The sequence below is a fragment of the Sphingomonas xinjiangensis genome, assembly GCF_014199255.1.
Lineage (GTDB): Bacteria > Pseudomonadota > Alphaproteobacteria > Sphingomonadales > Sphingomonadaceae > Sphingomonas > Sphingomonas xinjiangensis.
The window spans coordinates 1-13,048 of the sequence record NZ_JACIJF010000003.1; the positions used below are offsets into that span (position 1 = coordinate 1).

Consider the following 13,048-nt stretch of genomic DNA (forward strand, 5'->3'; position numbering starts at 1 on the left):
GAGGCTTGGAACAGGCTCGTCGATCAGCCTTGGCGCATCATGACCATCGGCCGGCGCCAGTGGGCATGTCGGTTCTGATCAATGCAGGTTGGTATTAGGCGCATCGGCTGCAGCGGTCATCACGCGAAGCTGGAGTGGCGGCACCAATGCGAAGCTGGCCACGCCCCACAGGAAGATAAGAACGGCGCTTGGCGCCGCATGCGGCATCAAAGCGGCAAAGGCGATCAGGATCACTGACAGCGAGGCCAGCGTCACGATGAGCGTGCGGTCGACGGAGCGATCGGCGAAGCGTCCGCCCAGCCAGTTACCCGCCGTCAGGCCCAGACCATAAATCACGAGCGTCGCAGTGACGAAACCCAGCGATGCATGCGTCGCCTCTCGCAAGATTGGTGCGATGTAGGTGAAGACTGTGAACATCGCGCTCGATCCCACCACGGTCAGGGCTAATGCGCCGAGCACTGCCCCGCGCCTCAGCACGCGCCACTCGGCAAGGGCATTGCTGGCCTGAGGTGCAGGCAGACGGGGCAGCGTGAGCCGCAGAGAAGCCATGGTTGCGACGCCGAGCGCGGCGATACCCCAGAAAGCGGCACGCCAGCCGAGGTGCTCGCCCGCCCAGGTAGCCAGCGGCACGCCGATGACATTGGCGATCGTGAGCCCCATGAACATCGCCGCGACCGCGCTTGCTCGCCGCTCCGGAGCCACCAGGCTGGCTGCAACCACCGACCCGATGCCGAAGAACGCGCCATGATTGAAGGACGTGAGCAAGCGGGCAACCAGCAGCATCCAATAGCCAGTCGAAATCGCCGCCAGCAGATTGCCCACAGTGAAGATGCCCGCCAGCCCGATCAGCAACGTGCGACGCGGCACGCGCCCAGTCGTCAGCGTCATCAGCGGTGCGCCGACTACCACACCCAGCGCATAGGCACTGATGAGGAGTCCGGCGGCCGGAACGGTCACTTCGAGGTCCTTCGCGATCACCGGGAGCAACCCCATCGGTGCGAACTCGGTGACGCCGATGCCGAACGCGCCGACCGCGAGAGCCAGGAGGCCGAGGTTGTTCTTCATGGCCGTGACCTCAAACAAGTGCCGGAGCAAGACGAGCAAAGCCCTCCTGCTGGCGGTAGGGCGTATGCGGATAAGGCGGCAGCACGCTGCTGACCTTGTCCAGCGTTGAGACCTGCTCAGGCGTAAGTGCCCAGCCCACCGCGCCGAGATTCTGCCGCAGTTGTTCTTCGTTGCGGGCGCCGATGATCACCGATGACACGGTCGGGCGCCAAAGGAGCCAGTTGATTGCAACCTGCGGAACGGTCTTCCCCGTTTCGGCCGCGACCGCCTCCAGAGCATCGATGACCCGGTAGAGGTGCTCAGGCTCGACTGGCGGCGCGAACTGCTCTGTCTCGTGAAGGCGGCTGCCTTCCGGCACCGGCCGGTCACGGCCGATCTTGCCCGTGAGCCGCCCCCAGCCTAGCGGGCTCCACACCAGTGCGCCCACCCCCTGATCGGCCGCGAGCGGCATCAGGTCCGCCTCATAGGCGCGGCCGATCAGTGAATAGTAGACTTGGTGCGCGACGAGGCGCGGCAGGCCGTGCCGCTCGGCCAGGCCCTGCGCCTTCATCAGCTGCCAGCCGGGATAGTTGGACACGCCAGCATAGCGCACCTTCCCCGCCGCGATCAGCGTCGCAAGCGTACCCATCAGCTCTTCGGTCGGCGTCGACGCGTCGAAGGCGTGAAGCTGCAGCAGGTCGATATAATCGGTGCCGAGCCGTCGCAGCGCATCCTCGACCGCGCGCACCAACCGCGTCCGCGACGCACCCCAGTCCTGCGGCCCATCGCCCATCGGCAGGCCGGTCTTGGTCGAGATCAGCACCGCGTCGCGCCTGCCCCGGATCGCCTGCCCCAATACCTCCTCGGACGCGCCGTTCGAATACACGTCAGCGGTGTCGAACAGCGTCACGCCGCCGTCCAGGCACACGTCGATTAGCCGGCGCGCCTCGGCGGAATCGCTCTGACCCCATGCACTGAACAGCGGGCCCTTGCCGCCAAAGGTGCCGGTACCGAAGCTAAGCGCGGGGACACGAAGGCCTGAAGCGCCGAGTTGCCGATATTCCATGATCCGTCCTTGATTTGTCAGCTACGCGCATAGATGAGGCACGAGAGAGCACCGCACTAGCGACCTCGAACGCAGAGGATGTGTGCATTGAACGCAAAGGTGGCGGGCGGAAGCGATCGGGCGCGCTCACTCGCGCTGTTTGCCACGGTCGTGGAGCAAGGCAGCTTCTCGTCCGCCGCGCGCGCCTTGGAAATGAGTCCTTCTGCCGTCGCGCGGGCGGTCGATCGCATCGAGGAGCGGCTGGGCGTGCGCCTCGTGCTTCGCTCGACGCGCGCCTTGACGTTGACGGCCGAGGGGCAGGCATATCTCCTGGCTGCCCGTCGCATTCTCGCGGATCTGGACGATGCCGAGCAGCAGATCGCCGACCAAGGAAGTCCGCGCGGCCGTCTCCGGGTCAGTGCTGCGCTCTCCCATGGGCGGCTGTGCGTCGTGCCGTTGCTCGGCACGTTCGCCGCGCAATATCCCGACATCCTGATCGACATGGCACTGACAGACACGCTGGTGGATATCGCCGCGGGCCAGGCCGATGTCGCGATCCGCTTTGGCCCCCTCTCCGACAGCTCGCTTACTGCGCGCAAGCTGGGCGAGACCGGACGCGTCATCGTCGCGTCACCGGAATATCTGGCGACACACGGCACGCCTGAGCAGCCCGAGGATCTTCATGGCCACAACTGCCTCAACTTCAACTTTCGCCGCGCGGAGCCGGTGTGGCCTTTCCGGCGAAAAGGTCAGGACTTCACCCTGTTGGTGAAGGGAAGCATCGAAGCGAACAACGGCGAGACTTTGGGGCAACTCGCGGCGCTCGGGGTCGGCATCGCCCGCGTAGGCAGGTTCAGCGTTACCGAGGAAATCGCAGCAGGACGTCTCCTGCCCCTGCTCGAAGACTTCAACCCTGGCGATGTCGAGCAGATCCATGCGGTCTTTGTCGGCGGCCCGAACACGCCCGCAAGGGTCAGAGCGTTCGTGGACTTCCTAGCGGCCAACCTTCGCGGCAGCGCTTAGGCGCCACATCTGTAATTAGCTGTGAATAGGCATGCTGGCTCTCTAAACTGGACGAGCTAAGGCTGGAGAGAGACAGCGTCTCGGCCCGCCAGATTGCTCTGGCAGGCCGGGTACCTCGGTGGCTTGGAAACCACTGTTGACATCATGTCACTCCGCTTCAGCAGCCTCGGCCTCCTCCTTCGTCTTGTGGCTGATGCCCTGCTCCTCGGCCGGTGGCGAGTAGATGGTGAACAGCTTGAGTGGCTCTTCGCCCTTGTTGATAATGTTGTGCTTTGCGCCTTTAGGGATGATGACCATGTGGTTTGCCGTGACCTTGGTGCGGCTCCCATCAACTATCGCCTGCCCCTCGCCCGAAACGAAGAAGGTGCTCTGATCCGCGTCGTGCGTTTCCTCACCAATATCCTGGCCTGGCTCGATGCTCATCAGAACGACCTGACAGTTTTCGTCGTAGTATACCTCCTTTTGGAAGTTCTTGTTCTTGGTCGCGAGCTCGATCATGTCCTTGTTGAATACGGCCACAGCGCATCTCCTCGATTGCAGCGGACACCGCCTCACGATGGGCGGCTGAAGCATGGATGCTCCTGCCCGGCTCGCGATCTCAACGATGGGTCACTTCGAAAGGTCCGGCCGGGTTCGCTGCGGGACACTCATAAGGGTATAAAGCGTCCGCTTGAATGGGCCCATATGTTTGGGCCGGCTCGACCAACATCGAAGCAAGCGACGGCGTCACAGCCGCCCGGGTCTAACATCGAGACCCAGTTGGGGACGTCTTCCCAGAACCAGCAGCAGTTCATCTTCCAGGCCTCGGTACGGCTTGGCTGAAGCTTCTTAAAATTAGAATGGGGCGCCAGCCTAAACGGTTGCGGAACAACCGACCTAAAAGTTGGCAAGAGGCGGTTTTGAACCTCATGAAGTGATTGCATCAGAGTCGACACTAAAGCGAGCGCACGGAGGCGCCAGCGTCGCACCTGTTGCACCGGCCAACTGGGGTAAAACGCCGCAATACGAGTGCTACAAACGTTCACGCTCGCGTTAGTGAACGTTGACAAGGCGGCGCCTCCGCTGCAATCTTCACGCAAGCCGGCGAGCAGATGATCGGCATACATGGAGAGAAAGCATGCGGGCATATCTTCTCGCGTCGGCCTATGTCGTCGCGGTGGGCGGCGTTTCGCCTTCGGCAGCGCAGACCGAGCCAGCGAGCAGCGCGGAGCAACTCAGCCCCTCGGCCCCACAAGATGCTGATGCCCCGTCCGGGCAGAACGAAATCGTCGTCACAGCCACGCGCCGCGAAGAACGCATCCAAGACGTGCCGGTCAGCGTCACCGCCTTCCAGCAGGAAGAGCTGACGCAAAAGGGCATCGTTGGGTTCGAGGGGATCGCCCGCGAGACGCCAGGCGTCGTGCTCAACCGTCCCACCCAGAACTTCAACAACTTCACCGCACGCGGCATCGCCACCAACGGCTACAACGCCAACCTGCAAAGCTCGGTGGCGGTTTATATGGACGAGCTGCCGATCTCCACGATCGGCAACACCACCGTCGTCGACCCGAACCTGTTCGACGTCGAGCGCGTCGAGTTCCTGCGCGGGCCGCAGGGGACGCTATTCGGCTCGGGCTCGCTCTCGGGCGCGATGCGCATCCTCACCAAGAGCCCCGATCTCAACGACTTCAACACCTCCGTGCTCGTCGACCTGGGCCTCACCGGATCGAACAGCTTCCGCCAGCGCTACAATGCGATGCTCAACATCCCCGTGGTCACCGACAAGCTCGCGGTCCGCGCGGTCGGCTTCTACCGCAACGAGGAAGGCTATCTCGACAACGTCGGCACCGGCGTCCACAACTCGAACACGCTTAAGGACTATGGCGGCCGCGCGCTCGCTTTGTGGAAGCCCACTGACCGCCTCTCGATCCGCCTGCTCGGCTCGTACGAGAACAGCGACCCCGCCGACTCCTCGCTCACCAGCCCCTCGCTTGGCCGCGAGAAGCGCGTCTCGGACCAGCCCGACCGCTTCACCGGGAAGCAGACGATCCTCAACGCCACGCTCGAATACCAGGCCGATTTCGCGACGCTGACCAGCTCGTCGACCTATTCGGATTTCGACCAGCGCTTCTGGCTCGACCTGGCCGGTACCTTCCCCGCCGGGGCGTATGCCGGTGCGCCCATCGCCTTCGGGCTCGATGCCAACGCCTATGACAAGGTGTTCGTCCAGGAGACCCGCCTCGCCTCGAGCCTCGACGGCCCGCTCCAGTTCGTGGTCGGCGGCTTCTACCTCCATCGCCGCCGCGACGTGGACTATTTCTACCGCTCCTCGCTCCCCTTCTTGGCGGCGCGCGGCCTTACCGGGCTTCCCGACCAATATTACCAGAAGCAATATACCCACCAGATCAGCAAGGAACTCGCCGGCTTCGGCGAGCTGACCTATCGTTTTTCCGACAAGTTCTGGGTGACCGGCGGCATGCGCTATGGCCGCACCTCGGCGCAGGGATTCACCGAGGAGGGCGGATATCTGGCGTCGTACAACATCCCGCCGGCACCCGGCTTTGGCGGCCTGGACCTCAACTATTTCTCGCTGGCGCTGGGCAATGTCCGCAACGTCGCGTTCAACCGCTTCACGCCCTATGCAGCCGTGGAAGGCGTCAAGGCATCGGGCACCAAGCCCTCGTGGAAGGCCAGCGTCAGCTACAAGCCGACGCAGTCGCTGACCACCTACGCCACCTTCTCCACCGGCTTCCGCGCGCCGATCGTCAACGCGTTCGCCGGGCGTCCCAGCCTGGTCGATCCGAACGACATCACCATTCCCTATGGCGCGGAGTCGGACGACCTGAAGAGCTACGAAGTCGGCGCCAAGGCCCGCTTCCTGAACGGCCTCCTGACGATCAACGCCGCAGCCTATCTGATCGACTGGAGCAACATCCAGGCGCAGGCCAACCGCGTCTCGGACTCGGTCCAGTTCGCCACCAATATCGGCGCCGCGCAGAGCAAGGGCTTCGAAGTCGAGATGGGGATCATCCCGGCCAAGGACGTCTTCATCGGCTTCAACGCCGCGTATAACGACGCCAAGATCACCAAGCTGAGCGTCGAGGAAGCGGCGATCTCGGGTGCGGTGCTCGGCCACCGCCTCTCCGCGCCGCGGCTCCAGGGTTCGATGTTCCTGTCCTATGGGTTCGACCTGGGGAGGGGTACCAAGGGCACGCTAGCGGTGAACGCGCAATATGTTGGGTCGTACAACAGCTCGTTCCCGAACACGCCGGGGCTCCCCAATGTGCCGCTGTCGACCTTTGGCGAGACCGACGAATATGTGAACACCAATGTCAGCTTCGGCATGAAGCGCGGGCCGATATCGGCGCAGCTCTATATCGAGAACGTCTTCGACGATCATTCGGTGATCTACATCCACCCCGAGGCGTTCCTGGTCAGCCGGTTCGGCACCCTGCGGCCGCGCACGATCGGCATCCGCCTCGGCTACGGGCTCTGATCGATGGCCGCCTCCGCTGTATCCGCTGATGTGCCTGAGCCGGCGGCGGCACCTGCCCGGCACCCCTGGTTGGTGCTGGCGGCGCTCACCTTCGTCTATGTCCTGAACTTCCTCGACCGGCAGCTGCTCGGCATCCTCGCCAAGCCGATCCAGGATTCGCTCGGAGTCACCGACGGACAGCTCGGGCTGATCGGCGGGCTCTATTTCGCGATGTTCTATTGCTTCATTGCGATCCCGGTGGGCTGGTTCGCCGACCGCACCAACCGCGTGAACGTGCTGTCGCTCGCTTGCGCGATCTGGAGCGGCGCGACCACGGCGTGCGGACTGGCGGGAAGCTATTCCCAGCTCGTCGTGGCGCGCATGGCCGTCGGCTTCGGGGAAGCCGGCGGCGTTCCGCCCTCCTACGCGATCATCACCGACACCTATCCGCCCGGCAAGCGCGCCGCCGCGATCGGCATCTTCAACCTGGGGCCGGCGATCGGCGCCGCGATCGGCGTCGCGTTCGGTGCGGCGATCGCGGATGCGTTCGACTGGCGCATGCCGTTCATCGTCATCGGCATCGTCGGCATCGTCACCGCCGTGCTGATCTGGCTGTTCATCCGCGAGCCCGCGCGCGGCGCACTCGATCCGGTGCAGACCGGCACCGGCCTAGGCAAGGCGGCGTTCTGGCCCACCGTGCGGATGTTCGTGACGCACCCGATCCTGATGCTCGCGGCGCTCGGCAGCGGCGCAACGCAATTCGTCACCTACGGCCTTGGCAATTTTGCCGTGCTGTTCCTGATGCGCGAAAAAGGGATGGTGCTGGGCGAAGTGGCGATCTGGTATGCGCTGGTGCTGCTGCTCGGCATGGGCGGCGGGATGGTGATCTCGGGCCGCGTGATCGATCGCATGACGCGCACGTCGCGTGCGGGCTATGCGATCGCCCCGGCTGCCTCGCTGGCAGTCGCCATGCCTTTCTACATCGCCTTCGTCTGGGCGTCGAGCTGGCCGCTCGCGCTGGTGCTGCTCGCGGTCGTGATGACCTTCAATTACTTCTACCTCTCGGCCTCGGTCGCTTTGGTGCAGGAGGAAGTGAAACCCAACCAGCGCGTGCTCTCGGGCGCGCTGCTGCTGCTCGTCATGAACTTCATCGGCCTGGGCCTGGGCCCCACCTGGGTCGGCCAGGCAAGCGACTGGTTCAGGGCGCATGGCGACGCCCATGGCCTGCAATCGGCCCTCTACACGCTCACCCCCTTCTATCTCCTCGCCATCGCGCTCTTCCTCTGGCTCGCGCGGCTGCTGCGCCGCGAGGGGCCCAACCCGGTCCAGGTTCCCGCATGAAACAGCTTCCCTCTGCCGCGCTCGCGGCATGCCTCCTCGCCGCCAGCCCCGCACTGGCGCAATCGCCGATAGTCGATGCACCGGCGGGAAGGCTGGAGGGCAGCGCCGAAGGCACGCTCCGGCTGTTCAAGGGTATCCCCTATGCCCAGCCGCCGGTAGGCGCGAAGCGCTGGCAGGCGCCGACGCCGCTGCCGGCCTGGCAAGGCGTCCGCAAGGCTACCAGCTTCGGCCCCGCCTGCGTCCAGCCGCGCCCTAAGATCGCCGGTATCTACACCAACCCGCCCGAGCGGATGAGCGAGGACTGCGTGACGCTCAACATCTGGGCGCCCAAGAACGCGGGCAAGCTGCCGGTGTTCGTCTGGATCCATGGCGGCGCGCTCGTCTCCGGCTACAGCCATGAGGGGATGTACGACGGCGCGCGCATGGCCGCGCGCGGCATGATCGTCGTCTCGATCAACTATCGGCTGGGCATCCTCGGCTACCTCGCACATCCCGGCCTCAGCGCGGAGTCCGCCGAAGGCATCTCGGGCAATTACGGCCTGCTCGACCAGATCGCGGCGCTGCGCTGGGTGAAGGACAATATTGGCGCGTTCGGCGGCGATGCCACCAACGTCACGGTCGCGGGCGAATCCGCCGGCGGGCTGAGCGTGATGTACCTGATGGCGAGCCCGCGGGCGCGCGGCCTGTTTCAGCGGGCGATCGCCCAGAGCGCTTATATGATTTCCGCGCCAGAACTGAAGACAGCGCGCAACGGCACGCCTTCGGCCGAAGCGGCCGGCACGCAGGCCATGACCGCACTCGGCGCCGCCGACCTTGCCGGCCTGCGGGCGATGGACGCGGAAAAGCTGACCACCGACGCAGCGGCCAAGGGGTACGGCCCATGGGGCACGGTGGACGCCAAGATCCTGCCGCGGCAGCTGGTCGATACCTGGGATCGCGGCGAACAGGCGCCGGTACCGATACTGGCCGGCTTCAACAGCGGCGAGATCCGCTCGCTACGGATGCTCCTGCCCCCCGCCCCCGCCGGCGCCGCCGCTTATGAAGCGGCGATCCGCGCCCGTTATGGAGATCTCGCGGACGCGTTCCTGCGCCTCTACCCGGCGAACGCGATCGGCGAGAGCATGCTCGCGACCACCCGCGACGCGCTATATGGTTGGACCTCGACGCGCCTCGCCATCGGCCAGACCGCGATCGGCCAGCGTGGCTATCTCTACCTGTTCGACCATGGCTATCCGGCCACCGACGACAACGGGCTGCACGCCTTCCACGCTTCGGAAATTCCCTATGTCTTCGGCACCGCCGGCCGCACCCCCGCGCTATGGCCCAAGGTTCCGGACACGCCCGCCGAGCGGCGGCTGTCCGACGCGATGATGGGCTATTGGTCGTCCTTCGCGAAGTCCGGCACGCCCATGGCGGGCGGCCAGCCGGCATGGCAGCCCTATGGCAAGGACGGGCGTTACATGGCCTTCGCCCAGGCGCCGCGCCCCGGCACCAAACTGTTCCCCGGCATGTTCGCGCTGCACGAGGCGGCGGTCTGCCGTCGCCGCGCCGGCGGCGATCAGCCTTGGAACTGGAACACCGGCATCGCCTCGCCCGTGCTCAAGAAGACGGACGGCTGCCGATGATCGACGGGAGCATGCAGGACTTTCCGCTCACCCTCGACAAGTTCCTGGATCACGCCGCCAAATGGCACCCGCAGGCTCAGGTCGTCACGGGGTGCGAAGACGGCGCAAGCCAGCGGATTGGCTATGCCGAGCTGCGGACGCGGGCGCTGGCGGTTTCCTCGGTTCTCAACGGGCTCGGCACGCGGTTCGGCGACCGGGTGGCGACGCTCGCCTGGAACAGCCAGGCGCATGTCGAGGCGTGGTACGGCGTCATGGGCATGGGTGCGGTCTGCCACACGCTCAACCCTCGGCTTACGGCGTCGCAACTCGCCGCCATGCTCAGCCAGTCGCAGGCGAGACTGCTGATCGCCAGCGCCGACCTGCTGCCGCTCGCCCTGCGGATCATCCAGGAAGGCGCCCCGGTCGAACAGATCCTCTTGATCGACGGCGACGCGGGCACGTCCGGCACCACGACGCCCGTCATGGTAACCGCGCTGGCTCCAATGATCGCCACGGCACGATCGGACATCGCCTGGGGCGGCTTCCCGGAAACGGCACCTTCGGGCCTCTGCTTCACCTCGGGCACCACCGGTGCTCCCAAGGGGGTGACCTATACCCACCGCTCCGGCTTCCTCCACACCCTGCGCCTGCTTCAGGTCGACGTCATGGCAATATCGCGGGGCGACGCGGTTCTCGCGGTGGTGCCGATGTTCCATGCCAACGCCTGGGGCCTGCCTTTCGCGCTGCCGGCCGCGGGCGGCAAGCTGGTGTTGCCCGGTCGCTATAATGACGGCGCCAGTCTGGCACGGCTGATCGCATCGGAAGGCGTGACCGTGGGCGTCGGCGTTCCCACCGTCTGGCTCGGGGTCGCCGAACATCTCGAGGCGACCGGGGGCACCCTGCCCTCGCTCAAACGCATCATCGTCGGCGGCGCGCCGCTGCCGCCTGCCCTGATGGAGCGGATCGAACAGCGCCTGGGTGTCACCGTGCAAACCAGTTGGGGCATGACCGAACTGTCGCCCTCGGGCACTGTCGCGTTGCCCGCCGACCCGCAACGTTCTGCCGCTTACTCGGGCAAGCCGGCGATCGGGGTGGATCTGCGCCTCACCGATGCCGATGGGCGGCCGCTACCCGATCAACGTGAAGCAGAGGGGCATCTGCACGTGCGCGGCGCCGCCGTGATCGAACGCTATTTCGGTCATGACGAAAGCGCCACCGATGCCGAGGGTTGGTTCGCCACCGGCGACTTGGCCTGCATCGAAGCCGATGGCAACCTGATCATCACCGGCCGAGCCAAGGACCTCATCAAGTCGGGCGGCGAGTGGATCAACCCCGCCGAGATAGAGGCGGTCGTCGGCGCGCTTCCGCAAGTTTCGCTCGCTGCCGTGATCGGAAAACCGGACGCGAAATGGGGCGAGCGCCCGCTCTTGCTAGTCGAGGTGCGCGCCGAGCAGGATGTGAGCGACGAGACGCTGCTCGCCTCGCTTCGCGGACGTGTCGCGCCGTGGTGGATCCCGGACGCCGTGGTCCGCCTGCCGAGCATGCCGCTGGCGCCGACGGGGAAGATCGACAAGGTCCGCTTGCGCTCGCAATACGCGCATGCGTGAGCCTGTCCGCGCGGCTTGACGCCCGCGCGCGCAGGACCGAAGAACATTCGCGTGCAAGAGAATGTCAAACCCGCGCGACGGACCAAAAAAGCCGAGCAGCGCGCCGAAACCATGGAACAGATCCTCGATTCCGCCGAGTATCTCTTTTCCAAACATGGGCTCTACGGCGTCACATTGAAGGACGTCGCCAAGCGCGTGGGCGTGCACCACACGCTGCTGAACTATTATTTCGAGGACAAGAACAAGCTGTTTCAGGCGGTGTTCGCCAGACGGGCGGTGGTGACCAGCGAGCGGCGGATGCAGGCGCTCGACGATTATGAGGCGCTCTGCGGCGATGCTCCCACCGTGGAAGGTGCGCTGCGCGCCTTTCTCGACACTGATCTCGACCTGTACATCGAGGGAGGAGAGGCCTGGAAGAACTATGCCGCACTTGGCGCGCAGGTCGCCAACACGCCCGAATGGGGCGCCGAGTTGATGGACGAGCATTTCGATCCGGTCGTGCTGCGGCTGATCGCGCTCCTCAAAAAGGCCCTGCCAGATTGCGCGGAACAGGACATCTTCTGGGGCTATCACTTCGTGACGGGCGCCTTGATGCTCACCCTTGCCCGCACCGGGCGCATCGACAAACTCTCCCACGGCCTGTGCAAGTCCGACGACTTTGTCGCGGTCAAGGAGCGCATGGCCTCCTTCATGGCGGCCGGCTTTCTCAACATCTGCCGGCGCATCTGATTATGTTCACTATCTTGTTAGTGAACATGTTTTCCGATACACTCCCTTAAAACAAGGAGAGGAACCGTTGATGGAATTGGCAGGCCGGGTAGCGATCGTCACAGGCGCAGGCGGAGGTCTCGGACGCGCGCATGCCCTCTATCTCGCCAGCAAGGGCGCGAAGCTGGTCGTCAACGACGTCTCCGAAGAAAGTTCCGCTCGGGTCGCAGCCGAGATCGAGGCGGCAGGTGGACAGGCGATGCCCGCCGCCGCCTCGGTAACCGATGAAGTCCGCGTCGACGAGATAGTGGCTGCCGCCCTCGATCGCTGGGGCAGCGTAGACATCCTGATCAACAACGCTGGCATTCTGCGCGACAAGAGCTTTGCCAACATGACCATGGACGAGTTCCGGCAGGTGGTGGACGTCCACCTCATGGGCGCCGCGATCTGCTCAAAAGCCGTGTGGGAGACTATGCGCACGCAGCGTCACGGCCGCATCGTCATGACCACCTCGTCGTCCGGGCTTTACGGGAATTTCGGTCAGGCAAATTATGGCGCCGCTAAGATGGCACTCGTAGGCCTCATGCAGACGCTCGCCATCGAAGGCGAAAAGTACGGCATCCACGTCAACGCCCTGGCACCCACTGCCGCGACGCAGATGACCCACGGCGTTCTGTCCGACGGAAGCCTAACGCTCCTCGACCCGTCCCTGGTGAGCCCTGCCCTGCTCGCACTTGTCGGCGAAACGGCACCGACCCGTGCAATCCTGTGCGCAGGCGCCGGACACTTTGCACGGGCCAACGTCACACTCACCAAAGGCCTCTATATCGGCAACGGCGCAGATGCTGGCGAACGCCTGATGGAGCGCTGGGAAGGCATCAGCGCGCGGGACGGCGAGATGGTGCCGACCTACGGCTTCTTTCAGGCTGATCGCGAGTTGGCGAGTGCAGGATCTAGTGTTGAGCTGCCGAATCCTGCGCTGATGCCACAAGGTGGGTAGGCCTTTTCTGGTTCGGCGCACGGCATCTAGCAGAAGGACGAGCGTCCGGCAGCTACAGCCTGAACGCTGCGACGGGGCGCTGCCCAAATGCCGCGAGCGGCCGTAGTCTCATCCTGTTGCGCCCTGAACGACGATCCGTTCTTGGGTATTTGCAGATGGCGCTGAACGAGAGAGACTTGGCGCAAGCCCGCGGGCTCCGCAGTCGCAAAGACCGAAACCCGG

The 13,048-nt window shown here is 64.9% G+C and carries 10 protein-coding genes; 7 read left to right on the plus strand and 3 right to left on the minus strand.

Translation table 11 applies throughout. From position 1 onward, the window contains the following. Positions 1–78 precede the first annotated feature (78 nt). Both FHT02_RS05705 and FHT02_RS05710 read right to left on the minus strand, forming a co-directional pair. The gene (locus tag FHT02_RS05705) at positions 79–1,065 is read right to left on the minus strand and encodes an MFS transporter (protein WP_184085472.1); all 987 of its coding nucleotides are present in this window, start codon (positions 1,063–1,065) and stop codon (positions 79–81) included. 10 nt (positions 1,066–1,075) lie between these two features. Beyond that, positions 1,076–2,110 (minus strand): aldo/keto reductase, encoded by a 1,035-nt coding sequence (locus FHT02_RS05710; RefSeq protein WP_184085474.1) that lies wholly within the window; start codon positions 2,108–2,110, stop codon positions 1,076–1,078. A gap of 87 nt (positions 2,111–2,197) precedes the next feature. On the opposite strand from FHT02_RS05710, the gene FHT02_RS05715 reads away from it, so the two are divergent. Continuing rightward, the gene (locus FHT02_RS05715) at positions 2,198–3,112 is read left to right on the plus strand and encodes a LysR family transcriptional regulator (RefSeq protein WP_184085476.1); all 915 of its coding nucleotides are present in this window, start codon (positions 2,198–2,200) and stop codon (positions 3,110–3,112) included. A 147-nt stretch (positions 3,113–3,259) separates the two neighbouring features. On the opposite strand, the gene FHT02_RS05720 is transcribed toward FHT02_RS05715, so the two are convergent. Then, positions 3,260–3,631 (minus strand): cupin domain-containing protein, encoded by a 372-nt coding sequence (locus tag FHT02_RS05720; RefSeq protein WP_184085478.1) that lies wholly within the window; start codon positions 3,629–3,631, stop codon positions 3,260–3,262. 598 nt (positions 3,632–4,229) lie between these two features. On the opposite strand from FHT02_RS05720, the gene FHT02_RS05725 reads away from it, so the two are divergent. The 6 genes from FHT02_RS05725 (at position 4,230) to FHT02_RS05750 (ending at position 12,826) form a co-directional block, all read left to right on the plus strand. Further along, a complete protein-coding gene (locus FHT02_RS05725; RefSeq protein WP_184085480.1) occupies positions 4,230–6,587 on the plus strand; it encodes a TonB-dependent receptor in 2,358 nt (785 codons plus the stop codon). Positions 6,588–6,590: 3 nt separating this feature from the next. After that, entirely contained in the window at positions 6,591–7,907 is a 1,317-nt protein-coding gene (locus FHT02_RS05730; protein WP_184085482.1) for a spinster family MFS transporter, read from the plus strand. Continuing rightward, the gene (locus FHT02_RS05735; RefSeq protein ID WP_184085484.1) at positions 7,904–9,532 is read left to right on the plus strand and encodes a carboxylesterase/lipase family protein; all 1,629 of its coding nucleotides are present in this window, start codon (positions 7,904–7,906) and stop codon (positions 9,530–9,532) included. The genes FHT02_RS05730 and FHT02_RS05735 overlap by 4 nt, the downstream gene beginning before the upstream one ends. Beyond that, on the plus strand, positions 9,529–11,118 hold the full coding sequence (locus FHT02_RS05740) for an AMP-binding protein (protein WP_184085486.1): 1,590 nt from the start codon (positions 9,529–9,531) through the stop codon (positions 11,116–11,118). Before FHT02_RS05735 ends, FHT02_RS05740 begins: the two co-directional genes overlap by 4 nt. Positions 11,119–11,229: 111 nt before the next feature. After that, positions 11,230–11,847, plus strand: coding sequence for a TetR/AcrR family transcriptional regulator (locus FHT02_RS05745; protein WP_221239345.1), 618 nt, complete (start codon positions 11,230–11,232; stop codon positions 11,845–11,847). Positions 11,848–11,917: 70 nt separating this feature from the next. Continuing rightward, positions 11,918–12,826, plus strand: a complete 909-nt coding sequence (locus FHT02_RS05750; protein WP_184085490.1) for an SDR family NAD(P)-dependent oxidoreductase — start codon at positions 11,918–11,920, stop codon at positions 12,824–12,826. The last annotated feature ends 222 nt before the right edge of the window (positions 12,827–13,048 follow it).

What these genes read in the sequence shown, in the direction of transcription:
- FHT02_RS05710 (WP_184085474.1), bottom strand. Translation starts at nt 2,110, where the DNA reads ATGGAATATCGGCAACTCGGCGCTTCAGGCCTTCGTGTCCCCGCGCTT.
- FHT02_RS05745 (WP_221239345.1), top strand. Translation starts at nt 11,230, where the DNA reads ATGGAACAGATCCTCGATTCCGCCGAGTATCTCTTTTCCAAACATGGG.
- FHT02_RS05740 (WP_184085486.1), top strand. Translation starts at nt 9,529, where the DNA reads ATGATCGACGGGAGCATGCAGGACTTTCCGCTCACCCTCGACAAGTTC.
- FHT02_RS05750 (WP_184085490.1), top strand. Translation starts at nt 11,918, where the DNA reads ATGGAATTGGCAGGCCGGGTAGCGATCGTCACAGGCGCAGGCGGAGGT.
- FHT02_RS05735 (WP_184085484.1), top strand. Translation starts at nt 7,904, where the DNA reads ATGAAACAGCTTCCCTCTGCCGCGCTCGCGGCATGCCTCCTCGCCGCC.
- FHT02_RS05730 (WP_184085482.1), top strand. Translation starts at nt 6,591, where the DNA reads ATGGCCGCCTCCGCTGTATCCGCTGATGTGCCTGAGCCGGCGGCGGCA.
- FHT02_RS05705 (WP_184085472.1), bottom strand. Translation starts at nt 1,065, where the DNA reads ATGAAGAACAACCTCGGCCTCCTGGCTCTCGCGGTCGGCGCGTTCGGC.
- FHT02_RS05725 (WP_184085480.1), top strand. Translation starts at nt 4,230, where the DNA reads ATGCGGGCATATCTTCTCGCGTCGGCCTATGTCGTCGCGGTGGGCGGC.